Raw genomic sequence first — 23749 nt, 5'->3', positions numbered from 1 at the left:
ATCACCCACCGGCACGACCGACGGGACGGCCCCTGGCCGCGGCGGAGGGCCTTCCCGACGCCCCACGGCCGGAGTTGGGTGGCCTCGCGCAGGGAACCGGGGTGCCGGCGGCACGGCGACACGGGGGACGGCCATGGTCGAGGGACGGACGCGGACCGGGAACGGCCCACGGGTCGGCGGCGTGGGACTGCCGGCCCGATGAGGAGGCGCCGGCACCTCCCGTTCGGGCTGGCCGCGGGGGTCACCGCGGTCGCGTTGGCCGTGGTCCCCCACTCGGGGGCGCCCTCCGCCGACACCCGCCCGGACGGGGGGACGGTCTCGCCCGCGCCCCCGACGGAGTTGCCCGTGCTGCACCGGCTCCGGGCCGGGCACCTGCCGGCCCCCGGGCTGCGGGCGGCACCGCCGTCCGGCACCGCGCCGTCCGACGCCCCTCCGACCGACGCCCGTCCGTCGGAGCAGCCACCGTCCACCACGCCGCCCGCCCCGGGACCGACCGCGGCACCCGCGGAACCCGCGCCGGGCAACCCGGTGGGCCCCGAGCCGGCCACCACCGCACCACCGGACGTCTCGGCGCTCGCCGGGCGGGGCATCCCGGCCACCGCGATGGAGGCCTACCGGGCAGCGGCCGACGGGGCGCCGTCCGGCTGCGGCATCGACTGGGCCCTGCTGGCGGCGATCGGGCGGGTGGAGTCCAACCACGGCCGCTTCGGCGGGGCGGTGCTGCACACCGACGGCCGCTCGACGCCGCGCGTGATCGGCGTGGCCCTCGACGGGAACGGGACCGCCGTCATCCCCGACACCGACGACGGCCGCTACGACGGCGACACCACGTACGACCGGGCGGTCGGCCCGATGCAGTTCATCCCGTCGACCTGGGCCCTCTTCGGGCGGGACGGCGACCGCGACGGCCTGCGGGATGTCTTCGACGTCCACGACGCCGCCGCGGGCGCGGCCGCCTACCTCTGCGCCGGCGGGCGGGACCTGACGACGGCGGCCGACCGGGCGCGGGCCGTGTTCGCCTACAACCACTCCACCGAGTACGTCGCCACGGTGCTGGCCCTCGCCGCCACCTACGCCGGGACGACACCGCCGACGCTGCCCGACCCCCCGGCGCCCGCCGCACCGGCCCCGGACCCCGTGCCCCCCGCCGCGCCGACCACGGACTCGGCGCCTACGCCCACCGAGACACCGCCGACCACCGAGGTCCCGGCACCCACGCCCACCGAGCCGGCACCCCCGACCACCGAGGTCCCGCCGACCACCGAGCCGGCACCGACCACCGAGGCACCGCCGACCACCGACCCGGCACCGACCACCGAGGTCCCCGCGCCCACCCCCACCCAGCCGGCACCCCCGACCACCGAGGTCCCGCCGACCACCGACCCGGCACCGACCACCGAGGCACCGCCGACCACCGACCCGGCACCGACCACCGAGGTCCCCGCGCCCACCCCCACCCAGCCGGCACCCCCGACCACCGAGGCGCCGCCGACCACCGACCCGGCACCGACCACCGAGGCACCGCCGACCACCGAGGCGCCGGTCGAGCCGGCACCGACCACCGAGGCTGCGCCGACCACGCAGGCCCCGCTCACGACCGAACCGGCGCCGCCCGCCGAACCGGCCGAACCCGTCGAGAGCGCCGAGGCCTGCCCCGCCGAGCCGGCCCCCGTGGTCGTCGACGTGGTCAGCACGACGGGCGACCCGGCCCCTGCCGCCGCGCTCGCCGCCGCGCTCGCCGGCGGAGGGGCCGACGTGGGCGGGGTGCGCACCACCGCGGACGGCACGCCCACGGTCCTCCTGCACCCGCCCGGTCAGGAGGCGGTGGCCGCGGCGCTGGCCGACGTCCTCGCGGTCGCCACCGCGGCCGGCGACGTCCCGCACCTGACGCTGACCCTGGGCCCGGACGTCCCCGCCCCGGCGCCCGACCCCGCCGCGCTCGCCGCCGCCCTGGTCCCGGCCAGCACCCCGGACTGCCCACCCACCCCCGGGGGTTAGGAGGCTTCACCCACGTCGGCGGGCCGCGGACGTGGGCAGAGCTTCCTGTTCCTCGCACGCGCCCGGCCCCGCGACCGGCCCCGACCCGCCCCGGCCCGGCCGCGCCGAGCTCGCAGCCGGCTCCTAGCGGGTCCCCCGCAGGACCGGCAGCCCGGGGCGCGCCCCCTCGAGGATGCGGTGCGGGTCGGTCGCGGCGGCGACGGCGGCCAGCCGCTCCCGGACGGCGGGACGAGGGGTGCGCGCCAGGACGTCGGGGCTCGGCCCGCTGCCGTGCGCCGGCGCCCGCCCGCCGGTCAGCGGCCCGAACGCCGCGACCAGCTCGTCGGCGCAGGCCCGGGTCGCCGCACGCTCGTCGGCCCCGGCCCCGCCGACCACCCGCAGCGCCAGCCGCGCGTCGCGGTACCCGACCGCGCTCGGCCGCTGCGGCAGCCAGGACACCGCCCCGCCGAGCAGCCGCAGCTCCAGCAGCCGCGGCGGGGTCCCGCGGGCCGCGCGCAGCAGCGGGCCCACGGCCCCCTCGGGCAGCGCGTCGAGCAGCAGCGAGGACTCCACCCCGCGCCGCGGACCCGCCGGGGTCACCTCGAGCTGCGCGGGGGTCCGCACCCCCACGTCGTCGCCCGCGGGCCGGGCGGCCGCCCGCAGCGGCGCGAGCACGGCGGCGCCGTCGTCGGGCTCGCCGGCCCAGGTGAAGCGCACCGCCACGCCCGCCGCCCCGCGCCGCGGCCGGTGCAGCACCGCGGCCGTGCCCGCCTGGATCGGCAGGGTCGCCGCCCAGCCGCCCCAGGCGTGCAGCACGGCGGCGGCGTCGGACGCCGGCCAGCGCAGCGTCCCGGCGTACAGCGGGCCGACCGGCAGCAGGTCGACCTCCACCGCGGTCGGCACCCCGAGGGCGGTGCCCCCGCCGCGGACCGCCCAGAACAGCTCCGGCTCGCCCTCCGGCGTCACCCGCCGCAGCACGCCGTCCCCGGTCACCAGCTCCACCGCGCGCACCCGGTCGGAGGCCAGCCCGTAGGTGCGGGCCAGAGGCCCCACCCCGCCCCCGGCGACCGAGTCCACCACCCGCTCGGCCGGCGAGGCGCCGGTCACCGGGGCCAGGGACAGCGGCGCCGCCGCGTCGAGCAGCCGCTGCCACCGGACCCCGGCCCCCACCCGCGCCCACCCGCCGGCGGAGACGTCGAGATCGTCGAGCGCCGACGGGTCGACGCGCAGCAGCCGCCCCGCCCCCGGGGGGACGCCGTCCCCGTCCACCGCGACCGCGACGCCGTGCCGGCCGGCCAACCGGACGGCGGCGACCACGTCCTCGGGCCTGGCCGGGCGGACCACCGCGCCGTCGGTCAACCCGGCCGACGGGGAGAGGCGGCCGCGCAGCAGGACGGCCAGGTCGGGGGGCAGGACGGCGGCAGCAGGGTTCACGGGGCGTCTCCGGGCGGCGGGGATCGGTCACCCGGAGGGTCGCCGCCGGCCCTTGGCGTCACCTTGTCGGGCGCTTGCGCCCCCGGTGACGTACGCCGGACGAGGCGCTCGCGGGCCGGTGACGTGCGGCGGAGCCCTGGATCGCACGTCCCGGCCCTAGGATCCCGCGCGATGTCCGTCACCTCGTTCCGCGTGCTCGGGCCCGTCGAGGTCTGGCGCGACGGTCGTCCCCTGGCCGCGCAGACGCCCCGCCACCGCGCCGTCCTGGCGGCGCTGCTGGTCGACGCCGGGCGCACCGTGGCCGTCGACGTGCTCGCCGACCGGGTGTGGAGCGGGCAGCCGCCCACCGCGGTCTCGGCGACCCTGCAGGCGGTGATCTCGCGGCTGCGCCGCGAGCTCGAGCCCGACGCCGGCGGCGCGTGGACGCTGCTGCTCACCCGGGAGCCGGGGTACCGGCTGGCCGTCGACCCCGAGGACGTCGACGCCGTCCGCTTCTCGCGCCTGGTCCGCACCGCTCGCGAGCTCGCCGCCCGGGGGGACGTCGCCGGCGCGCGGGCCGCGGTCGCCGAGGGGCTGGGACTGTGGCGCGGCCCCGCCTACGCCGACGTGGCCGCCACCTTCGCCGTCGAGGAGGCCGAGCGGCTGGAGCAGGCCCGCCTCGACGCGCGGGAGCTGGCCGCAGAGCTGGACCTGCGGCTGGGCCGGCACGCCGAGCTGGTCGACGACCTGCGGGAGCTGGTGCGCGCCGAGCCGCTGCGCGAGGGGCTGCGCGCCTCCCTGGTGCTGGCGCTCTACCGGGCCGGCCGGCAGGCCGAGGCGCTGGAGACCTACACGGAGGGCCGCCGGCTGCTGGCCGACGGCCTCGGGGTCGACCCCGGCCGCCCGCTGCAGGAGCTGCACGAGCGGATCCTCCGCCAGGACCCCGGCCTGGCCGCCCCGGCGCCCCCGGCCGCCCCGGCGCCGGAACCCGCACCCGCGCCGGCCCCGCCCGCGGCGCCCGCCGCGCCGGCACCCCCGCCGCTGCCGGTGCCGCTGACCACCTTCGTCGGCCGCGCCCGGGAGCTCGGCGTCCTCGACGGCGCCCTGGCCGCGCAGCGGCTGGTGACCCTCGTCGGCCCCGGCGGCAGCGGCAAGACGCGGCTGGCGCTGGAGGCCGCGCGCCGCCGGACGGCCGACGCGCCGCCGGCCGCGCTCGTCGAGCTCGCCGGGGTGGAGGACCCCGACCTGGTCGCCACCCAGGTGGCCACCGTGCTCGGGGTGAGCCTCACCGCGGGCGACCCGCTCGCCGCGGTCGCGACCGCGCTGCAGGACCGCCCGCTGCTCCTGCTGCTCGACAACTGCGAGCACGTCGTCGAGGCCGCCGCGGAGGTCTGCGCCGCGCTGCTCCCCCGCTGCCCCGACCTGCGGGTGCTCGCCACCTCGCGCGAGCCGCTCGGGTTGCCCGGTGAGGCCGTGCTGCCGTGCGGGCCCATGCCGGCCGGCACCCCGGGCAGTGACGCCGAGCAGCTCTTCCTCGACCGGGCCCGCCTCGCCGCGCCGCACCTGGCCGACCCCTCCCCCGAGGAGCTTCGGCAGGTCCGCGAGCTGTGTGCCGCCCTCGACGGGCTCCCGCTCGCGGTCGAGCTCGCCGCCGCCTGCCTGACCACCCTGCCGCTGGCGGAGGTCGCCGGCCGGGTCGACGACCGGTTCGCGCTCCTGTCGGGCGGCCGGCGCACCGCCCACCCGCACCAGCGCACGCTGGCGGCCACGGTGCAGTGGAGCGTCGACCTGCTCGGCCCGGCCGAGCTCGCGGTGTTCCGCGCGGTGTCGGTGCTGCCCGGCGGCTTCGGCCCCGACGCGGTCGACGCCGTCGCCGGCCCGGACGTCGCGGGCCGCACCCTGGAGCTGCTGCGGGAGCTGGTCGCCAAGTCGCTGGTCGAGCTCGACCACGCCGCCGGGCGGTACCGGATGCTGGAGACCCTGCGGCAGTACGCCGAGCAGGGCCTGGACGCGGCCACCGGCCGCCTGCTGCGCGACCGCCAGGCCGCCTTCGTGCTCGCCCTCACCGAGCGTCTGGAGCCGACGCTGCGCCGGCCGGAGTGGACCGCGAGCGCCCGCCGGCTCGACGCCGAGCAACCCGGGATCCGGGCGGCGCTCGCGCACGCCCTGGCCACCGGCCAGGGCGAGACCGCGCTGCGGATCGGTGCCGCCCTGGCCTGGTGGTGGTACCGCCGCGGGCACGTGCAGGAGGGCCGCCGCTGGCTGGCCGCCGCGCTCGAGGCCACCCCGGACGCCGCGCCGCAGGTGCGCAGCGGCGCGCTCCTGGGCGACGCGCTGCTGGCCTACCTCTCCGGTGACGTGCCGGCCATCTTCGCCCGCACCGACGAGATCGTCACCGCGGCGCAGGACGAGCGGGACGGCGTCCTGGCGCTCGCCCTGGTGCTGCGCGGCTTCGTCCGGGCGCTGCTCGGCCGGCCCGACGAGGAGGGCGCCGTCACCAGCGACATCGCCCGCGGCATCGAGCTGGCGCAGGCCTCGGGCATCGAGTGGGTGCAGGTCGAGATCGCCATGACCCTCGGCCAGTTCTCCCGCGTCGCCGGTGACGTCGACGGGGCGCTGGCCCACCTGGACGCCGCCGAGCGCCTGGCCCTCGACCTCGGCCACTCGTGGGCGCACTCCTCCGTGCTCTGGATCCGGGCCAAGGTGCTCGTCGACACCGGTCGGCCGGGTGCGGCGCTGGCCGACCTGTGGCAGATGGTCGACCTCACCCACCGGGAGGGCGACGCCACCGGCACCCTGGCCGGGCTGCTCACCGCCGTCGGGGCCGCCGCCGCGGCCGGCCGGCACACCGACGCCGCCGTCCTGCTCGGGGCGGTGCAGGCCTCGGCGCGGCTGATCGGCTACGACCCGCTGCGGATGGACCCGCTGGACGGGCAGCGCTACGTCGCCGCCGCCCGCGCCGGCCTCGACGCCGCCGCGTACGAGGCGGCCCTCGCCGAGGGGGCCGGGATGGACGCCGGGGCGGCCTGCGCCCTCGTCGGGCGGCTGGCCGGGGAGGTGCCCGCTCCCGCCGTCCCGGCGTGACGTGCGGGATCGGGCGGCTACGCTGGTCCGGCGCGGCGAGGACGCCGCATAGCGGCGGCGTGACGGGGTAGCGCCGACCGGACAGGGCGGCACGCACCCGGGTCGGCCCTCCTCAGAACGCCCTGGAGGCCACGCGTGACCGGCAACGCCACCCACCACTTCGCCAACACCTCCGTCCTCTCGGTCGCCACCGAGGACGCCACCCGCGTGGTGACCTCCGACGAGATCGACGAGCGCCTGGCCGGCACCTACCGGCAGGTGGGCCTGCGGCCGGGGCTGCTGGAGCGCCTGGCCGGCATCCGCGAGCGGCGCTGGTGGGCCGACGGGGTGACCTTCGTCGACGGCGCCGCCATGGCCGGGGCCAAGGCGATCAGCGAGAGCGGGGTGGACCCCGCCGCGGTCGGCCTCATGGTCAACACCTCGGTGAGCCGCCGCTGGCTGGAGCCCTCGACCGCGGTGGCCGTGCACAGCGCGCTCGGCCTGCCGCGGTCCTGCCAGAACTACGACATCACCAACGCCTGCCTGGGTTTCGTCAACGGCATGGAGCTCGCCGCGGCGATGATCGACTCCGGCCGGGTGCAGTACGCCCTCGTCGTCAACGGCGAGGACTCCCGGCCCGTGCAGGAGCGCACCATCGAGCGGCTGTCCCGGCCGGAGACGGTGTCGCGGGACGTGCTCGCCCAGTTCGCCACGCTGACCCTCGGCTCGGGCGCGGTGGCGATGGTCCTGGGGCGCAGCGACCTGCACCCCGAGGGGCACCGGCTGGTCGGCTCGGTCAGCCGCGCCGGCACCGAGCACCACGAGCTGTGCACCGGTGACAACGACGAGATGCGCACCGACCTCAAGGGCCTGCTCGACGCCGGCATCGCCCTCTCCCTCGACATGTGGGAGGAGGCGCGCGAGCAGTTCGACTGGGCCGACGGGATGAGCCGCTACGTCATGCACCAGGTGTCCAGGGTGCACACCCAGGCGATGTGCGACCGGTTCGGCGTCGACCCCGACCTGGTGCCCCGCACGTTCCCGACCCGCGGCAACCTCGGCCCGGCCTCGGTGCCGGTGACCCTCGCCGGTGAGGCGCAGTCGCTGGTCTCCGGGGACCGGGTGCTGCTCATGGGCATCGGCTCGGGCCTGAACGCCTCCTGCCTCGAGATCGCCTGGTGACGGCGGCACCCCCGCGCCCCGAGACCGACCTCCCCGGGCTCGACCCGGCCTGGTCCCGGCACGTCCCGGTCACCGACCGGACCGGCGCCACGCACGTCTGGCACGTCCTCGACACGGGGCCGGCCACCGGCACGGAGGGGGCCGGTGCCGGGGACGCGGCGGCCGGGACGCTGCTGTGCGTCCACGGCAACCCCACCTGGTCCTACCTGTGGCGGCGCCTGCTGGCCGCGCGGCCGGCCGGCTGGCGGGTGATCGCCCCCGACCAGCTCGGCATGGGCTGGTCGCAGCGCCTGGACCGGCCGCGGACGCTCGCCGAGCGGGTGGCCGACCTCGGCGACCTCAGCGCCGCCCTGGGGCTGACCGGCCCGGTGGTCACCGTGGGCCACGACTGGGGCGGCATCGTCTCCCTCGGCTGGGCGCTGGCGCACCGGGAGCAGCTGCGCGGCGTCGTGCTGGCCAACACGGCGGTCGCCATGCCCGAGGGCGACCGCGGCCCGGCGCTCATCCGCATGGCGCACGCACCCGGCGTCCGCTCGGCGGTGACCGTCGGCACCCCGGTCTTCGTGCGGGCCACCACCGCGCTGTCCCGGCCACCGCTGCCGCCGGCCGTCCGCGACGCCTTCGCCGCCCCCTACCGGACCGCCGCCCGGCGCCGCGCCGTCGGCGACTTCGTCGCCGACATCCCGTTCGCGCCCGGGCACCCCTCCCGCCCCGTGCAGGAGGAGATCGCCGAGGGTGTCTGCGGCCTCGACGTCCCGGCCCTGCTGCTGTGGGGGCCGCGCGACCCGGTGTTCGGCGAGCGCTACCTGACCGACCTGCGCGGGCGGCTGCCGCACGCGGCCCTGCACCGCTTCGAGGGCGCCTCGCACCTGCTGCCGGAGGACGCCCCCCAGTACGCCGAGGCCGTCGCCGACTGGGTCACCGGGCTCGGGAGCGGAGTGGACCCGTCGGCGTCCCGCCCCGGGATCCACTCCGCTCACCGGCCGCTCTGGGCGGCGCTGGAGGAGCGGGCCGGCGACCCCTCCCCCGCCGTCGTCGAGGCCGGGGGCCGGGCCACCGGCTGGGACGTCCTCGCCCGCCGCGTCGCCGAGCTCGCCGCCGGGCTGGCCGCGGCCGGGGTGGGGCCCGGGTCGCGGGTGGCGCTGCTGGTCGAGCCGTCGGCCGACCTCACCGCCGTGGTCTACGCGGTGTGGCGGGCCGGCGGGGTCGTCGTCGTGGCCGACAAGGGGCTGGGCCTGGGCGGCATGCGGCGGGCGCTGGGCAGCGCCGCCCCGGCGGTCGTCGTCGGCAGCCGGGCCGGGCTGGCCGCCGCCCGCCTCATGCGGCTGCCCGGCCGACGCATCGCCGCCGGCCCGCTGCCCGTGGCCGCCCGCCGCGCGCTGCGCGTCGAGGCCACCCTCGACGAGCTGGCCGCCCGGGGCCGGGGCGCCCCCCCGCCGCCCGTCGCCGACCCGGACGCCGACTGCGCCGTGCTCTTCACCTCCGGCGCGACCGGGCCGGCCAAGGGCGTCGTCTACACCCACCGCCAGGCCCGCGCCCAGCTCGAGCTGGTCCGCGCCACCTACCGGCTCACCCCCGCGGACCGGCTCGTCGCCGCCTTCGCGCCGTTCGCGCTGCTCGGGCCGGGCCTCGGCATCGGCACCGCGATCCCCGACGTGGACGTCACCGCGCCCGGGTCGCTGACCGCCGCCGCGCTCGCCGACGCGGTCGCCGCCGTCGACGCCACCGCCGTGTTCGCCTCGCCGGCCGCGCTGCGCCGCGTCGTCGCCACCGCCGGCGACCTCACCACCGCGCAGCGGACGGCGCTGGGCCGGGTCCGGCTGCTGCTCAGCGCCGGCGCCCCGGTCCCCGCGGCGCTGCTGCGTGCGGCCGGCAGCGTGCTCCCCCGGGCCGAGCCGCACACCCCGTACGGCATGACCGAGGCCCTGCCGGTCACCGACGTCTCCCTGGCCGAGGTCGAGGCCGCCGGGGAGGGGGACGGCGTGTGCGTCGGGCGCCCGCTGGCCGGGGTCGAGGTCAGCGTCAGCCCCCTCGACGACCGCGGCCGCGCGGCGGGCCCGCTGACCGCCGAGCCCGGCGTGCTCGGCGAGGTCTGCGTCCGCGGCGCGCACGTCAAGGACCGCTACGACGCGCTCTGGCTGACCGAGCGGGCCGCCTCCCGGGACCCGGGCTGGCACCGCACCGGGGACGTCGGGGCCCTGGACGCCGAGGGCCGGCTGTGGGTCGCCGGCCGGCTGCCGCACGTGGTCACCACCGCGGCCGGCCCCGTGGCGCCGGTCGGCGTGGAGCAGCGGGTGGAGCGGCTGGCCGGGGTCGCCGCCTGCGCCGCCGTCGGGGTGGGCCCGGCCGGGACGCAGGCGCTGGTCGCCGTCGTCGTCCCCTCCGGGGAGGCCCGGCCCCCGGGCCGGCGGGCGGGCCGGCTGCGGCTGGCCGGCGCCGATCTCGCCGCCGCGGTGCGGGCGGCGGCCGGGTCCCCGGTGGCCGCCGTGCTCGTCACCGACCGGCTGCCGGTCGACGTCCGCCACCAGTCCAAGGTCGACCGCACGCTCGTGGCCCGCCGGGCGGCGGCCCACCTGGCCGGGTCCCGCCGGCCGTGAGGGTGCTGGTCACCGGGGCCAGCGGCATGCTCGGCCGGGCGACCGCCACCGCCCTGGCCGCCCGCGGGGACGAGGTCACCGTGCTCCAGCGCCGGCCGGCCGGGCTGCCGCTGCGCGAGGTGCTCGGCGACGTCGCCGACCCGGACGCGGTCGGGCGCGCCGCGCGCGGTCAGGACGCCGTCGTGCACCTGGCCGCCAAGGTCGACGTCACCGGCCCCTGGCGGGAGTACCTGCACGCGAACGTCACCGGCACCCGGGCGGTGGTCGACGCCTGCCGCGGGGCCGGCGTCGGCCGGCTGGTGCACGTCTCCTCGCCGTCGGTGGCGCACGCCGGCGCGGCGCTGGTCGGGGTGGGCGCCGGCCCGGCCGACCCGGCAGCCGCCCGGGGCGCCTACTCCCGGTCCAAGGCGCTGGCCGAGCGGCTGGCCCTGGCCGCCGACGGGGGCCCGACCGCGGTGGTGGCCGTGCGCCCGCACCTGGTGTGGGGGCCGGGCGACCCGCAGCTGGTCGGGCGGATCGTCGCGCGGGCCCGCACCGGCCGGCTGCCCGTCGTCGGCACCGGAGCCGCCCTGGTCGACACCACCTGGGTCGACAACGCCGCCGACGCCCTCGTCGCCGCCGTCGAGGCGCCCGTGCACGGCGAGGCCCTCGTGGTGTCCAACGGCGAACCCCGGCCGGTCGGCGAGGTGATCGCCGCGCTGTGCCGCGCGGCGGGCGCCCCGCCGCCGCGCCGGTCGGTGCCCCTGCCCGCGGCCTGGGCGGCCGGCGCGCTGGCCGAGGGCGTGTGGGCCGCGACCGGCCGCCGGGACACCCCGCCGCTGACCCGCTTCCTCGCCGGGCAGCTGGCCACTGCGCACTGGTTCGACCAGCGGCGCACCCGGGAGGCCCTGGGCTGGGCCCCGCGGGTGCCCCTCGACGAGGGGTTCGCCCGGCTGGCCCGGTGGTACGCCGCCGACCCGTCCCGCTGAGCGCGGGCCGTCACAGCAGGCCGCGGATGTCCTCCTCCACGGCCTCGAAGGCCTTCCGCGCCGCGATGAGGACCGGGTCCCACACCGGGGAGAACGGCGGGGCGTAGGAGAGGTCGAGGGAGAGGACCTCGTCGACGGTCATCTCGTTCCAGATGCAGATCGCCAGCGCGTCGATCCGCTTGGCCGACCCGGCGTCCCCGATCACCTGGGCACCGAGCAGCCGGCCGCTGCGCCGCTCGGCGATCATCTTGACCCGGATCGGCTGGGCGCCCGGGAAGTACCCGGCCTTCGTCGTGGATTCCACCGCCGCGGTGACGAAGGAGTAGCCGGCCAGCTCCGCCTCCTCCGAGGAGAGCCCGGTGCGGGCGGCCTCCAGGGAGCAGATCTTGGTGATCGCCGTCCCGATGACGCCCGGGAAGGTCGCGTAGCCGCCGCCGATGTTGATGCCGGCCACCCGGCCCTGCTTGTTGGCGTGGGTGCCGAGGGCGACCACGACCCGCTGGCCCGACAGCCGGTGCCGGGACTCCACGCAGTCACCGGCGGCCCACACCCCCTCGGCCTCGGTGCGCATGCGGGCGTCCACCGCGATGCCGCCCGACGTCCCGAGGGGGACGCCGGCCTCCCGGGCCAGCCGCACGTCCGGCCGCACCCCCAGCCCGAGGACGACGACGTCGGCCGGCAGCTCCAGACCGCTGCGGGTGAGCACGGCGCGCGCCCGGCCGGTGCGGTCGACCTCGATGGCGGTGACCGGGTCGGAGAGGACCAGCCGGATGCCCTCGCGGCGGACCGCGTCGGCGATCAGCGCGCCGACGTCCGGGTCGAAGGTGCCGATCGGGGTGGCCGAGAGGTCGACGACCGTCACGTCCAGCCCGCGCACCCGGCAGGCCTCGGCGATCTCCAGGCCGATGTAGCCGCCGCCCACCACGACCACGCGGCGCACGCCCTCGCGGGAGAGCTGCTCGCGCAGCGCGACCCCGTCGTCGAGCACCTGGACGCCGTGCACGCCCTCGGCGTCGATGCCCGGCACCGGTGGCCGCATCGGCACGCTGCCGGTGGCCAGCACCAGGTCGTCGAAGGGCTCCCGGCCCTGCCCGTCGCCGTCCAGCTCGCGCCAGTGCACCACCCGGCGGTCGAGGTCGACGCCGACGACCTCCGTGCGCATCCGCACGTCGATGCCGGCCGCGCGGTGCTGCTCGGGCGTGCGGGCGATGAGCTGCGCCTCGCTGTCGACCGCCCCGCCGATCCAGTAGGGGATCCCGCAGGCGGAGTACGAGGTGGCCCGGCCGCGCTCGAACATCACGACGTCGAGCCCGGGGTCCCGCTTCCTGGCCTGCGACGCCGCGCTGCCACCGGCGGCGTCCCCTCCCACGACGACCAGGCGCTTGACCACGGCGCCGACCGTAGGTCACCGCCCGCCGGTGCGCGCGGCCAGCGCCGGTGCACGGTCGGCCCTGGCGCGGTCAGCGCCGGTGCCAGCGCACCGCCCCGGCCGCCGCGGTCCCCAGCACGGCCAGCGACAGGGCGGCGCTGCGCGGGGCGACGTCCCCGCCGCGGCGCGCCACCAGCACGGCGGCGGCGTCCAGGGCGGTCAGCAGCAGGGTCACCTCCGTCGTGCGGCGCGCCTGCGGGGCCGGGCTGACCAGCAGCGCCGCCCCCATGGCGATGTTGCGCGCCGCCACCAGCCGGACCAGGAGGGGCAGCGCCCGGTCGCCCCGCGGGGCGGGCTCGCGCACCCCCAGCCACCGGGTGATCGCCCGCGGGGCGACCAGGGCGGCCGTGCCCAGCCAGATCGACAGCGTCCCGACGCCCTTGCGGCTGACGTCCCACTCCTCGCTCACGGCTCCCCCGTGCCCGCGCGGCGCCCGCTCGAACCGGCCAGGACCAGGACGAGGGCCAGGAAGGGCAGCGTGACCGCGCTGGCGACGACGTCGCTGACCGTGGCGACGGTGAACGCGGCCGCCGACGGGGCGTCGAGCGGGCCGATCATCCCGCCCACCCCGAGCGCGGCCACCGTGGCGGGGACGGTGAGCAGGGCCGACACCGCGCCGCCGAGCAGCACGCCGGCCAGCACGGTCGCCGGCGCCGTGCGCACCGCCCGCCAGGCCAGCGCCGTCCCCCGGCCCAGGGCACCCCGGGCGCGCAGCCGGCCGTCGCGCGGCAGCCCGGCGAGCGCCCCGGTCACCCAGAGCTGGGCGACCAGGCCGGTGAGGAGGCCGACGGCGTCGACGACCACGGCGGCCGACAGCCGCGGGTCGTCGTACACCAGCAGCTGGCGGACGACGTCGGGGACCGTGTTGACCAGCGTCGCCCCGACGGCGGCGAGGTAGGCCGGCCCCGCGTGGCGGCGCAGCAGCCGCAGGGCGGAGCGGACGGTGGGCCCGGGCCGGGCGGCGTCCGGGGCCGGGCGGGTCACCGGCGGGCGGCGACCAGCGCCGTCCAGCAGCCGGCCAGCCGGGTGGCCTGCCCGGTGACGTCGAGGCCGGCGGCACGGCAGGCGGCCGCCAGGCCCTCCGGCGTGGGCCGGTCGCCGTCGGCCGGGTGGAAGGACACCGCGCGCAGCGGCCGGCTGTCGACGAAGCGGGCGGTCATCTCGCACGAGTAGAGCCGGCCACCGGGCCGCAGCACCCGGGCGGCCTCGGCCAGCACGGCGCGCCAGTCCTCCGCGTGGTGCAGCACGTGGTAGCCGAACACCGCGTCGTAGCTGCCGTCCGGCGCGTCGAGCCGCGTGGCGTCGCCCTGCGCCACGGTGACCCGGTCCCCGAGGTCGGCCACCGCGGCCCGGCAGGCCCGCACGCTGCCGTCGTGCAGCTCGACCCCGTCGGCGTGCGCCGCCCCGAAGGCCTCGAGGGCCAGCCGCAGCCCCGTCCCGCGCCGCCCGGTGCCCAGCTCCAGCACCCGCCCGCCGGTCTGCGGCCCGCCGAGCCGGCGCAGCTCGGCGGCCTCGACCCGGCGCTGCAGGAGGGCCCGCGGCCGGGAGTCGACCCACAGCCGGTTGGCGTCCACCCGGGTGGGCGGGACGCGGGGGGACGAGGTCGGGCGGTCGGGGCGGGTCACGGCAGCTGTCCTCCGGCGGTCGGCTGGCCCCGGCATGCCCGCCGCCCGGTGCGGCCAACCGCGACAGCACGGGTCACGGTTCGGTCACGGTCGCTGCGCTTCCGGCACGAGGTGGACGATGGTCGGTCACCAGGTGAACAACAGGTGAACGAGAGGTGGCCACACGCATGAACACGCAGCCCCGCCCGCAGCTGCGCTGGGTGCCCGTCGTCGACGCCGCCGGTCACCGGCACCTGGAGATGCGGTGGACCTGCCCGGCCGCGGCGCCGCTCCGGCGCGCGGCCTGAGCCGGCGCACGACGCGGCCCGGCACCCCCACGGGGGCCGGGCCGCGTCGTGCCGCGGGGCTGCTCAGGCGGTCGACACCGCCCGGGTGAACCGTGCGATGTCGGTGAGCGTCGAGTCGTACACGTCGCCCACGGCCTCCTTGAAGATCAGCTCGGCGGCGTGGGTGAGACCCAGGTTGACCCGCCCGGTCGAGGGGACGCCGGCGGCCTGCAGCCTGCGGTAGTAGGCGATGCCCTCGTCGCGCAGCGGGTCCAGCTCGTTGACCGTGACGACGTGCGGCGGCAGCCCGGCGAGGTCCTCCTCGGTCGCGAAGTACGGCCAGGCCAGGGGGTCCCGCCGGTGCGCGTCGTCGGGGTCGTAGCCGCTGACCAGCAGGTCCATCATCGCGGTGTTGAGGAACCAGCCCTCGTTCTCCACCAGCGAGGGGAGCTCGGCGAGCTTCTCCTCCCGCGACCAGCCGTAGCCGCCGGAGATGTACGGGACCGCCGCGTACACCCCGGCGATCGCCCCGACGGTCCCGGCCCGCTTGGCCGCCAGCGTGGTGGCGATCGCGAGGTTGGCCCCGCCGGACTCCCCCTGCAGGACGACCGAGGACATCCCCAGCTCGTCGCGGTGCGCGGCGATCCAGTCGACGGCGTCGCAGCAGTCCTCGAGCCCCGCGGGGAACGGGAAGTGCCCCGCCGGCCCGCCGGCGCTGCGGAAGTCGACCGCGACGACGGTGAGCCCGTGCGCGGCGAGGTCCTCGCACCAGCGCAGGTGCACGCGGTTGGCGCACTCCAGGATCGTCATCCCCCCGCCGTGCACGTACACGACCCCCGGCAGCGCCCGGTCGGCGCCGGCGGGGCGGAGGACGTGCAGGGGGATGTCGTGCCCGCCGCGGCCCCGCACCGCGCGCTCGGTGCGGGTCACGTCGTCGCGGGGCGGCCGCCCGGCCTCGAGCGCGGCGTACAGGCCCTCGAACGCGTCGTGCGCCCCCCCGGATGAACTGCATCCGCGCCTCGAGCGGGGCCTCGCGGTCCAGCGGCGGCTCGGCGGCCGGCGCGTCCAGCCCCACCCGCGCCAGTGCCTCCCGCAGCGCACGGGCCGCCCGGGGGTCGGTGCGGTACTCGGCGGTGGGGTCCCCGAGTCGGCCGGGCAGCCGCGGCCCGGCGGTGGGCGACGCGGGGGCCGCGGCGGGTTCGGACGTCGTGGTCACGGTTCCTCCTGGCGTTCGTCGGGCCCCCGCGGTGCCCGGACGCTAGTGACGCCGGCCACCGGCGGCAACGGTCCGGCGACCGGGCCGCGCGCCCGCCCCCCTCGGCCGACGGGTCGGGCGCGCGGCGGGGCCGGCTCAGGGCGCCGGGGTCAGCGCCTCGACCGCCGGGAGGAAGACCTGCTCGCGGTGGACGTCCGCGCGCTCCGGCGTCGTCGTCAGCTGGACGAGCACCAGCCCCTGCGGGCTGTCGGCCAGCGCCAGCTCGACCCGCTGGCCGAGGTCGTCGAGGCGGTACAGGTCCCACGACAGGGCTCCGGTCTGCAGCTGCTCGACCGGCTGCGGCGGCTGCCCGGTGCCCAGCTGGGCCGCGAGCTGCTGCAGCAGCTGCTCCGCGGTGGCCCCCGGGACCACCCGCTGCACCAGCGACACCAGCGCCGACTCCTGGTGGGCGCCGGGCAGGACCTCCGTCCAGCCCTCCGGTCGCATGCCGGCCAGGCCCAGCTCCTCGCTCTCGAAGGGCGTCATCGCCACGTCCACGCCGGCCGCGGTGAAGGTCGGCGGCGGCACCTCGTCGACGCAGCCGGTGCCCGGCTCGGTGCCCGGGTCGTCGAGGAACTCGGTGGCGATGCGGACGGCGCAGTCGTGGGACGGCAGGGAGCCGTGCCCGGTGTGCGGGAACAGCACGAGCCGCGCGTCGGAGAGGCCCGCCACGACGTCCTCACCCCACCGGGGCGGGGTGATCGGGTCGAGTTCGCCGGCGAACACGAGCACGGGGACGTCGCTGCTGACGGCCTCGTCCGCCGCCGGGTCCGGCCGGCCGGCGGCCCAGGCGTCGCAGACCTCGAAGACGCCGGGCCCCAGGGTCACCGCGCCGTCCAGGAAGCCCTCGACCAGCGGGTGCTCGGCCGCCGCCTCCGCGACCGCCTCGCGGGAGCTGAACGCGACCTCCTCCTCGCACTGCACGGCCAGCTGCTGGCCGACGGCCACCAGGTCCAGCTGCTGGGAGAGGGCGCCCAGGAGCAGCCCGATGGTGTCGTACCGGCCCTCGTCGGCGGCCGCGATGATCTCGGGCAGGTGGTCGACCAGCTCGGTCGAGTAGAGGCTCTGGAACAGGAACCCGGCGAGGGCGGCCCCGCTGAGCTCGTCCTGCACCCGCTGGCCGGTGGCGGGGTCGACGACGGTGAGGGGCGCCGGCTCGGCGTCGAGCTCGGCCACCAGGTCGCGGACGGTGCGGCCGAGGTCGGGGTGGGCCTCGGCGCACGCGGGGTCGGCCGCGCACGCGTCGAACAGCGCCTCCATGGCCCGCACGGCGTTGCTGGGGGTCTCCTCGTAGAGGTCGGCGTCGACCGGGTAGGCCGCGTCGAGCACCGCCGACCGCACGCCCTCGGGGTGCTCGCGCAGGACCGTCTGCGCCAGCCGGGTGCCGTAGGAGATGCCGTAGAGGTCCCACTGCTCGTGACCCAGGGCCCGGCGGAGGTCGTCGAGGTCGGCGGCCGAGGCGACGCTGTCGTAGTCGTCCAGGTCGACGCCCTCCTCCTCGACCAGCCGCGCCCGGCACTGCTCCAGCGAGTCCAGCGCCTGGGTGCGCAGCTCCTCCGGTGACAGGCCGGCCCCCAGGGACTCGCGGACCCAGGAGCCGTACTCCTCGCAGGCCAGGGAGGGCTGCGACAGGCCGGTGCCGCGCTGGTCGAGCAGCACCAGGTCGCGGCCCCGGGCCAGCGGCTCGTACAGCTGCCCGTAGGCCTGCGGCACCAGCTCGAGCGTGCTCTGGCCCGGCCCGCCCGAGAGGTAGACGACCGGGGTCGCGGCCGGGTCCGGGTCCGGGGTGCGGACCACGCCGAAGGCCAGGTCGACGGTCCCGGCCCCGGGGTCGGCGCGGTCGGCGGGGACCGGGAGGGTCCCGCAGTCGATCTGCACACCGGCGGGGACCTGGAACCCGCAGGCGCCCCACTCCACCTCCGGAGGAGGCCCGGCCGGGGTGGCCGAGGCGGCCGCCGCGACGTCCTGCCCGGCGCCCTCCCCTCCGGATCCGCCGCAGGCGGCGAGGACGAGCAGGGGGCTGAGCAGCAACGCCGCGCGACGACGGTCCATGGGGGCCTCTCCGTGGGTGTCGGAGGGCGTGGCGTCGACCTCGTGCCGTCCCCCTGGGGCGACGCCCGCCCCGGTTCGGCTCCCTGCGTACCAGAACCGCAGGTCAACCGCCCGCCGGGGCGCGGCCGCGGCCGGGGCGGGAGGGCCTCGCCGCCCCGGCCGGGCGGTCAGGAGAGGTGGTGCACCTCCTGCAGCCCGTGCACCGGCGTCGGGATCCCCTCGTGGCGGGCCTTGAGCTGCAGTGCGAGGTAGAGCGAGTAGTGCCGCGACTGGTGCAGGTTGCCGCCGTGGAACCACAGCCCCTCCTGCTGGGTGGGCTTCCACATGTTGCGCTGCTCGCCCTCCCACGGGCCCGGGTCCTTGGTGGTGTCCGAGCCCAGGCCCCACACCTTGCCGACGCGGTCGGCGACCTCCTGGCTGATCAGGTCGGCCGCCCAGCCGTTCATCGACCCGTACCCGGTGGCGTAGACGACCAGGTCGGCCGGCAGCGTCGTGCCGTCCTCGAGGACGACGGCGTCCTCGGTGAGGTGGTCGACCTGGCCGTGCACCAGCCGCACGTCCCCGTTCGCCACCAGGTCGGCGGCGCCCACGTCGATGTAGTAACCGGAGCCGCGGCGCAGGTACTTCATGAACAGCCCGGAGCCGTCGTCCCCCCAGTCGAGCCAGAAGCCGGCGGCCTCCATCCGCCGGTAGAAGTCGGCGTCCCGCTCCTTCATCTGCTCGTACAGCGGGATCTGGAACTCGTGCATGATCCGGTACGGGATCGAGGCGAAGACGAGGTCGGCCTTCTCGGTGGTGACCCCGTCGGCCACGGCCTGCTCGCTGTAGAGCGCGCCGAGGCCGATCTCCATGAGGCTGTCGCTCCTGACGATGTGCGTCGAGGTGCGCTGCACCATCGTGACGTCGGCGCCGGCCTCCCACAGCGCGCCGCAGATGTCGAACGCGGAGTTGTTGCTCCCGATCACCACGCAGCGCTTCCCCGCGTAGGCGTCCGGGCCCGGGTGCGCCGAGGAGTGGTGCTGGTCCCCGCGGAACACGTCCTGCCCCGGCAGCACCGGCACGTTCGGCTTGCCGCTCATGCCGGTGGCCAGCACCAGGTGCTTCGGGCGCAGCGTCAGCGGCGCGCCCTCGCGCTCGACCTCGACGGTCCACTCCCCCGCCTCCGGCGAGTAGGTGGCGCGCCTGGCCTCCGTGCTCCCCCAGTAGGGGATCTCCATGACCCGGACGTAGGACTCCAGCCAGTCGGCGATCTTGTCCTTCGGCGAGAACACCGGCCAGTTGTCGGGGAACTTCAGGTAGGGCAGGTGGTCGTACCAGACCGGGTCGTGCAGGCACAGCGACTTGTACCGGCCGCGCCACTGGTCGCCCGGCCGCGGGTGCTTGTCGACCACCAGCGCGGGGACGCCCATCTGCCGCAGCCGCGCGCCGAGGGCGATGCCGCCCTGCCCGCCGCCGACGACGAGCACGTAGGGCTGCACGGTGACGCCGAGCTCGGCCTCCTCCCGCTCCCGGCGCTCGGCCCAGGTGAGCCGCTCGCGGTCGGCGCCGTGCTCGGCACCCATCGGCCGGCGCGGCCCGCGCGGCTCCTCGTGGTCCTTGAGCTCGTGCAGCGTGGTGAGCAGGGTCCACGCCCGGGTCTCGCCGTCCTCCTCGACCAGCCGCACCAGACCGCGGCCGCGGCCGGGCCCGGTCTCGAAGGTGAACCACGCGGTGGTCACCCCGTCGGCCTCCTCGGGCGGCTCCTCCAGCGCGAAGGACGACGGGTCGGTGCTCTCCAGCGTCCCCTCGAGCAGGCCGGTGACGCCCGCGCGCCCCTCGACGGTGGTGAGGTTCCAGGTGAACGAGACCAGGTCACGCCAGAAGCTGGTGGTCGCGAACATGCCGGCGGCGCGGCCGACGTCGCGGGCCCGCAGGGCGTCCTCGAACCCGGTCAGCCAGGTCTGCGCGCGCTGCTCGGCGGTGGTGGGCGGGGCGTCCAGGGTCTGCGTCATCGCGTCTCCTCCCGGGGGGTTCGGGCGTGGTGTGATGGGGAGCACACCGCACCCGGGGCCGGCGCGGGAGGGTTGCAGCCGGTTGCATCCCGCGGTGCCGACCTGGAGGTGCCCGTGCCCGGCTTCTCGGCGATCACCCCGGGCACGGACCTCTCGCAGCACGCCCGCGTCCTGGTCCGCGTGCACGACGCGGTCATCGGCGGCGGGCGCCCGCCGGCGCAGCCGCGGGACGTGGTCGCCCGCTCCTGGTCCCGGGTGCTCGGCCTGGGCCTCGACCCGTCCCGGGCCAACACCCGCCGGCCGCTGCCGCTGGCCGAGCTGGAGGCGCGGCGGGCCCGCTCGGCCCTGTCGCTGGTGGTCGACGAGCTGCGGCAGGTGCTGGTCAGCGCCGCCGACGCCTCCTGCTTCCTCGTCGTGGTGACCGACGCCGACGGGGTCATCCTCTGGCGCGAGGGATCGGCGGCCGTGCAGCTGCGCGCCGACGCCCTCGGCTTCACCCCCGGCGCGCTGTGGACGGAGGGCGTCGTCGGCACCAACGCGATCGGGACGGCGCTGGCCGAGGCGGCGCCGGTGCAGCTGTTCTCCGCCGAGCACTTCGAGCAGGCCCAGCACCCCTGGTACTGCACGGCCGCACCGATCCACCACCCGGCGACCGGGGAGCTGCTCGGCGTGGTCGACGTCAGCGGCCCGGCCCTCACCCTGCACCCGCTGATCGGCGCGCTGGTCGAGACGGCGGTGCGGCTGGCCGAGTCCCGGCTGTGGCGGCACCACCAGCAGCACCTGGAGCGGGTGCGCCGGTCCGCGCAGGGCGTGCTGGCCACCGTCCGCGGCCCGGTGCTGCTCGTCGACGACGACGGCTGGGTGGCCCACCAGGCGGGCATCGCCGTCCGGGACCGGCTCGAGGTCCCGCGGGCCGACCGGCTCATCGCCGTGCCGGGGCTGGGCCTCTGCACGCCGGAGCGGCTCGGCGAGGGCTGGCTGGTCCGCCCGCCGGACCGGGCCACCGACCTGCGCGCCGAGCTGGACCTCACCGGCGCGCCGGTGCTGCGGTTGGACCCCGGGGACGGCGAGCCGTGGCGGACGCCGCTGACCCGCCGGCACGCCGAGCTGCTGGTCCTGCTGCACCGCGCGGGACGGGCCGGGGTGAGCGCCGCCGGGCTCAGCACGGCCCTGTTCGGGGACGACGCGCACCGGGTGACCGCCCGCGCCGAGGTGTCGCGGCTGCGGCGGGCGGTCGGCGGCCTGGTCGACACCCGGCCCTACCGGCTCGCCGACGGGGTCACGCTGACCGTGCGGGCGCCCGGAGGAGCCTGAGGACGCGCGGTCCGCCCGCGCGCCCGCCCCGCCGGGCGGCCCCTACGGCTCGACCGGGTGGGTCACCGTGCCCAGGCCCCCGTGCTCGTCGGAGCGGGTGACGACGACCTCCCGCGCATTGAGCCGGACCGACAGCACCGCGTAGGGGTCGTAGCCGAGCTCGGCGCAGATCGCGGTGAACATGCCGGCGGGGACGGGCCGGCCGGTGGTGACCGCCGGGCTCCGCGGCGGCGCGGACGGGGCCGCCACCGCGGCCGGGACGGGCCGTGCCACGGAACGCGCCGACGCGTGGCGGGGGTCGTCGGCCGGGGACACCGCCGGACTCGCGGTCATCGGGTCGCCTCTCCTGGGGGTGCGGCCCGGATCCACCGGCGGCACCCGGCAGCCTGCCGGCCCGCTCGAGCAGGCCGGCGGCGGCTCGTCGTCGTCGAGCGGGCTCGCCCCAGCGCCGGACGGCCGCGGCGCCCGGCCGCGGGGTCGTTCGGGTCGGCGTCACGGTAATCAGTGACCCACGTCACGTCAACGCACCGCGTTGGACGGCGCGCCCGGAGGTTCCGCCGCGACCGGCCGGCGTGCATCATGCCGCGGCACACCCGACCCCACCCCTGGAGGAGCACCCCCGTGGGCTTCCGCGACCTCATGGCCAAGCTCGGCGGCGGCAACGCGTCGGTCGACGCCGTCCTCGACACCCCCACCACCACCCCGGGCGGCACCGTCACCGGCACCGTCCACCTCACCGGCGGCGACGTCGCCCAGGAGATCACCGAGATCCGCGTGGCCCTCGAGGCCACCGTCGAGGTGGAGCGCGGGGACAACTCCTGGAAGGAGAACGTCGCCTTCGGCACGGCCACCGTCGCCGGCGCGGGCCGGATCGAGCCGGGCGCCCGGCACGCCATCCCGTTCGGTCTCGCCGTCCCGTGGCAGTGCCCGATCACCAGCATCGACGGCTGGACGCTGCGCGGCATGCGGGTCGGCCTGCGCACCCGGGTCGACGTCCGCGGCGCCGTCGACCCCGGTGACCTCGACCCGGTGACCGTCACCCCGCTGCCGGTGCAGCGCACCGTGCTGCAGGCCCTCGACGGCCTCGGCTTCTCCTTCCGCGGCGCCGACGTGGAGAAGGGCCACCTGCCCGGCAGCGCGCTGCCCTTCTACCAGGAGGTCGAGTTCGCCCCGCCGATGTCCCTGCGCGGCCGGGTCAACGAGGTGGAGGTGACCTTCCTGGCCGACCCGCAGGGGGTCGAGGTGGTGCTGGAGGTCGACCGGCGCGGCGGCCTGCTCACCGAGGGCCGCGACGTGAGCGGCCGGCTGCGCCTGGCGCACTCCGACACCGACCTGCACGCGGTGGCCGCCCGGCTGGACGAGGTCGTCCGCCAGCTCGGCGCACGGCGCGGCTGGCTCTGAGGTCCGGCGCCGCGGCTCCCCGCCGGGGGGCCGCGGCTCAGGTGCCGATGACGGTGCGGACGGCGTAGAGCTCGGGGAAGAAGGTGACGTCGAGCGCCCGGCGCAGGAAGGCCAGCCCGGCCGACCCGCCGGTGCCCCGCTTGTCCCCGATGGTCCGCTGCACGGTGCGCAGGTGGCGGAAGCGCCACATCTGCAGGTTGTCCTCGATGTCGACCAGGCTCTCGCAGGCCTCGTAGAAGCCCCACGGGGCACCGGGGTCCTCGTAGACGGCGCGGAACAGCGGCACCAGCTGGGGGCGGTACGTCCACGCCTCCCGCACGTCCCGGTCGAGCACCTCGGCGGGGACGGCGACGCCCTGCCGGGCCATGAGCCGCAGGAACTCGTCGTAGAGGGTGGGCGCCTCCAGCAGGCCGGCCAGCAGGTCGTGCGCGGCCGGGTCGGCGGCGAACGCCGGGAGCAGCCCGGCGTCCTTGTTGCCCAGGACGAACTCCACCGCCCGGTACTGGTGCGACTGGAACCCCGAGGCGGTGCCCAGCGCGCCGCGGAACTGGGCGTACTCGCGCGGCGTGAGCGTGGCCAGCACCGACCACTGCTCGATGAGGGTGCGCTGCACGTTCTTCACCCGCGCCAGGCACTTGAGGGCCGGCGCCAGCTCGTCCCCGCCCAGGTACCGGCAGGCGGCGGTGAGCTCGTGCAGCACCAGCTTGAACCACAGCTCGCTGGTCTGGTGCTGGACGATGAACAGCAGCTCGTCGTGGTGGACCGGCGAGCTGCGCGGGTGCTGGGCGCCGAGCAGCTGGGGCAGGTCGAGGTACTCGGCGTACCCGGTGACCGGGCCCCGGCCCTCCGTACCGCCGTCCCCCCCGGGGGTCCGCGCGCTCACCGGCGGAAGTCGTGGCTCTCGTCGTAGGAGAGGTCGCCGCCGACGTCCTCCGGCCGCGGCGGCACGGGCCCGCGGCCGGACCCGGCCGGCGGGTACTCCCGCTCCTGGTGCGCCCCCTGCTGCGCCGCCCCCTCGTGCACCGTGTCGTAGCCGAGGTCGCCCCCGGCCGTCCCGTCGCCGGGAGTCCCGTGCCTCGTCATCGCCGCCTCCTCGCGCCGCTGCCGCTGCGATGCTCGCGCGCCGCGGGCGGAGCCCACAACCCGGAGGGCCCCGGCCGGGAAGGGCGAGCGAGGAGGTTGCGCCGCCCGACCGGGGCGGACCATGCTGGCGCGC

General features: G+C 78.0%; 18 protein-coding genes. 7 read left to right on the top strand and 11 right to left on the bottom strand.

The window, feature by feature from the left end; all coding sequences use genetic code 11:
• Positions 1–345 precede the first annotated feature (345 nt).
• A complete protein-coding gene (locus D0Z06_RS10505) occupies positions 346–1998 on the top strand; it encodes a lytic transglycosylase domain-containing protein (RefSeq protein WP_147332013.1) in 1653 nt (550 codons plus the stop codon).
• 123 nt (positions 1999–2121) lie between these two features.
• Here D0Z06_RS10505 and D0Z06_RS10500 read toward each other — a convergent pair whose 3' ends face one another.
• On the bottom strand, positions 2122–3411 hold the full coding sequence (locus D0Z06_RS10500) for an FAD-binding oxidoreductase (RefSeq protein ID WP_117377314.1): 1290 nt from the start codon (positions 3409–3411) through the stop codon (positions 2122–2124).
• 171 nt (positions 3412–3582) lie between these two features.
• Here D0Z06_RS10500 and D0Z06_RS10495 point away from each other — a divergent pair, with 171 nt between their 5' ends.
• The 4 genes from D0Z06_RS10495 to D0Z06_RS10480 all read left to right on the top strand — a co-directional run bounded on the left by D0Z06_RS10495 (position 3583) and on the right by D0Z06_RS10480 (position 11200).
• The gene (locus D0Z06_RS10495; protein WP_117377313.1) at positions 3583–6474 is read left to right on the top strand and encodes a BTAD domain-containing putative transcriptional regulator; all 2892 of its coding nucleotides are present in this window, start codon (positions 3583–3585) and stop codon (positions 6472–6474) included.
• A 135-nt stretch (positions 6475–6609) separates the two neighbouring features.
• The gene (locus D0Z06_RS10490; RefSeq protein ID WP_117377312.1) at positions 6610–7635 is read left to right on the top strand and encodes a 3-oxoacyl-ACP synthase III; all 1026 of its coding nucleotides are present in this window, start codon (positions 6610–6612) and stop codon (positions 7633–7635) included.
• Positions 7632–10232 carry an alpha/beta fold hydrolase gene (locus tag D0Z06_RS10485; RefSeq protein WP_117377311.1) on the top strand — a complete coding sequence of 867 codons (2601 nt, stop codon included), beginning with the start codon at positions 7632–7634 and terminating at the stop codon, positions 10230–10232. The genes D0Z06_RS10490 and D0Z06_RS10485 overlap by 4 nt, the downstream gene beginning before the upstream one ends.
• Positions 10229–11200 carry an NAD-dependent epimerase/dehydratase family protein gene (locus tag D0Z06_RS10480; RefSeq protein ID WP_117377310.1) on the top strand — a complete coding sequence of 324 codons (972 nt, stop codon included), beginning with the start codon at positions 10229–10231 and terminating at the stop codon, positions 11198–11200. Before D0Z06_RS10485 ends, D0Z06_RS10480 begins: the two co-directional genes overlap by 4 nt.
• Positions 11201–11210: 10 nt before the next feature.
• On the opposite strand, the gene D0Z06_RS10475 is transcribed toward D0Z06_RS10480, so the two are convergent.
• The 7 genes from D0Z06_RS10475 to D0Z06_RS10445 form a co-directional block, all read right to left on the bottom strand.
• Positions 11211–12590 carry an FAD-dependent oxidoreductase gene (locus D0Z06_RS10475; RefSeq protein ID WP_117377309.1) on the bottom strand — a complete coding sequence of 460 codons (1380 nt, stop codon included), beginning with the start codon at positions 12588–12590 and terminating at the stop codon, positions 11211–11213.
• A gap of 70 nt (positions 12591–12660) precedes the next feature.
• Positions 12661–13038 (bottom strand): DUF4267 domain-containing protein, encoded by a 378-nt coding sequence (locus D0Z06_RS10470; protein ID WP_117377308.1) that lies wholly within the window; start codon positions 13036–13038, stop codon positions 12661–12663.
• Positions 13035–13613 carry a hypothetical protein gene (locus D0Z06_RS10465; protein WP_117377307.1) on the bottom strand — a complete coding sequence of 193 codons (579 nt, stop codon included), beginning with the start codon at positions 13611–13613 and terminating at the stop codon, positions 13035–13037. The genes D0Z06_RS10470 and D0Z06_RS10465 overlap by 4 nt, the downstream gene beginning before the upstream one ends.
• Entirely contained in the window at positions 13610–14254 is a 645-nt protein-coding gene (locus tag D0Z06_RS10460; RefSeq protein ID WP_233517590.1) for a class I SAM-dependent methyltransferase, read from the bottom strand. The genes D0Z06_RS10465 and D0Z06_RS10460 overlap by 4 nt, the downstream gene beginning before the upstream one ends.
• 350 nt (positions 14255–14604) lie before the next feature.
• Entirely contained in the window at positions 14605–15450 is an 846-nt protein-coding gene (locus D0Z06_RS10455) for an alpha/beta fold hydrolase (protein WP_117377305.1), read from the bottom strand.
• A 421-nt stretch (positions 15451–15871) separates the two neighbouring features.
• A complete protein-coding gene (locus D0Z06_RS10450) occupies positions 15872–17827 on the bottom strand; it encodes an alpha/beta fold hydrolase (protein ID WP_147332012.1) in 1956 nt (651 codons plus the stop codon).
• A 167-nt stretch (positions 17828–17994) separates the two neighbouring features.
• Positions 17995–19818, bottom strand: coding sequence for a flavin-containing monooxygenase (locus D0Z06_RS10445; protein WP_117377303.1), 1824 nt, complete (start codon positions 19816–19818; stop codon positions 17995–17997).
• A 114-nt stretch (positions 19819–19932) separates the two neighbouring features.
• Between D0Z06_RS10445 and D0Z06_RS10440 the strand changes: the two genes are divergently transcribed.
• Positions 19933–21132, top strand: coding sequence for a sigma-54-dependent transcriptional regulator family protein (locus D0Z06_RS10440; RefSeq protein WP_117377302.1), 1200 nt, complete (start codon positions 19933–19935; stop codon positions 21130–21132).
• Positions 21133–21174: 42 nt separating this feature from the next.
• On the opposite strand, the gene D0Z06_RS10435 is transcribed toward D0Z06_RS10440, so the two are convergent.
• Positions 21175–21465 carry a hypothetical protein gene (locus D0Z06_RS10435; RefSeq protein WP_117377301.1) on the bottom strand — a complete coding sequence of 97 codons (291 nt, stop codon included), beginning with the start codon at positions 21463–21465 and terminating at the stop codon, positions 21175–21177.
• Between the two features lie 288 nt (positions 21466–21753).
• On the opposite strand from D0Z06_RS10435, the gene D0Z06_RS10430 reads away from it, so the two are divergent.
• Positions 21754–22533 carry a sporulation protein gene (locus D0Z06_RS10430; protein WP_117377300.1) on the top strand — a complete coding sequence of 260 codons (780 nt, stop codon included), beginning with the start codon at positions 21754–21756 and terminating at the stop codon, positions 22531–22533.
• Between the two features lie 37 nt (positions 22534–22570).
• Here D0Z06_RS10430 and D0Z06_RS10425 read toward each other — a convergent pair whose 3' ends face one another.
• Positions 22571–23416, bottom strand: coding sequence for a tryptophan 2,3-dioxygenase (locus D0Z06_RS10425; RefSeq protein WP_117377299.1), 846 nt, complete (start codon positions 23414–23416; stop codon positions 22571–22573).
• Entirely contained in the window at positions 23413–23616 is a 204-nt protein-coding gene (locus D0Z06_RS10420) for a hypothetical protein (protein ID WP_117377298.1), read from the bottom strand. The genes D0Z06_RS10425 and D0Z06_RS10420 overlap by 4 nt, the downstream gene beginning before the upstream one ends.
• Positions 23617–23749: the final 133 nt, after the last annotated feature.

Origin of the sequence: Geodermatophilus marinus (genome assembly GCF_003428645.1) — a bacterium.
In the GTDB taxonomy this organism is placed as follows: Bacteria; Actinomycetota; Actinomycetes; order Mycobacteriales; family Geodermatophilaceae; genus Geodermatophilus.
Note: the sequence above shows the minus strand (reverse complement) of the source record. Positions and strands in the feature narration are given on the sequence as shown.

What these genes read in the sequence shown, in the direction of transcription:
- D0Z06_RS10450 (WP_147332012.1), bottom strand. Translation starts at nt 17,827, where the DNA reads ATGGACCGTCGTCGCGCGGCGTTGCTGCTCAGCCCCCTGCTCGTCCTC.
- D0Z06_RS10445 (WP_117377303.1), bottom strand. Translation starts at nt 19,818, where the DNA reads ATGACGCAGACCCTGGACGCCCCGCCCACCACCGCCGAGCAGCGCGCG.
- D0Z06_RS10495 (WP_117377313.1), top strand. Translation starts at nt 3,583, where the DNA reads ATGTCCGTCACCTCGTTCCGCGTGCTCGGGCCCGTCGAGGTCTGGCGC.
- D0Z06_RS10420 (WP_117377298.1), bottom strand. Translation starts at nt 23,616, where the DNA reads ATGACGAGGCACGGGACTCCCGGCGACGGGACGGCCGGGGGCGACCTC.
- D0Z06_RS10435 (WP_117377301.1), bottom strand. Translation starts at nt 21,465, where the DNA reads ATGACCGCGAGTCCGGCGGTGTCCCCGGCCGACGACCCCCGCCACGCG.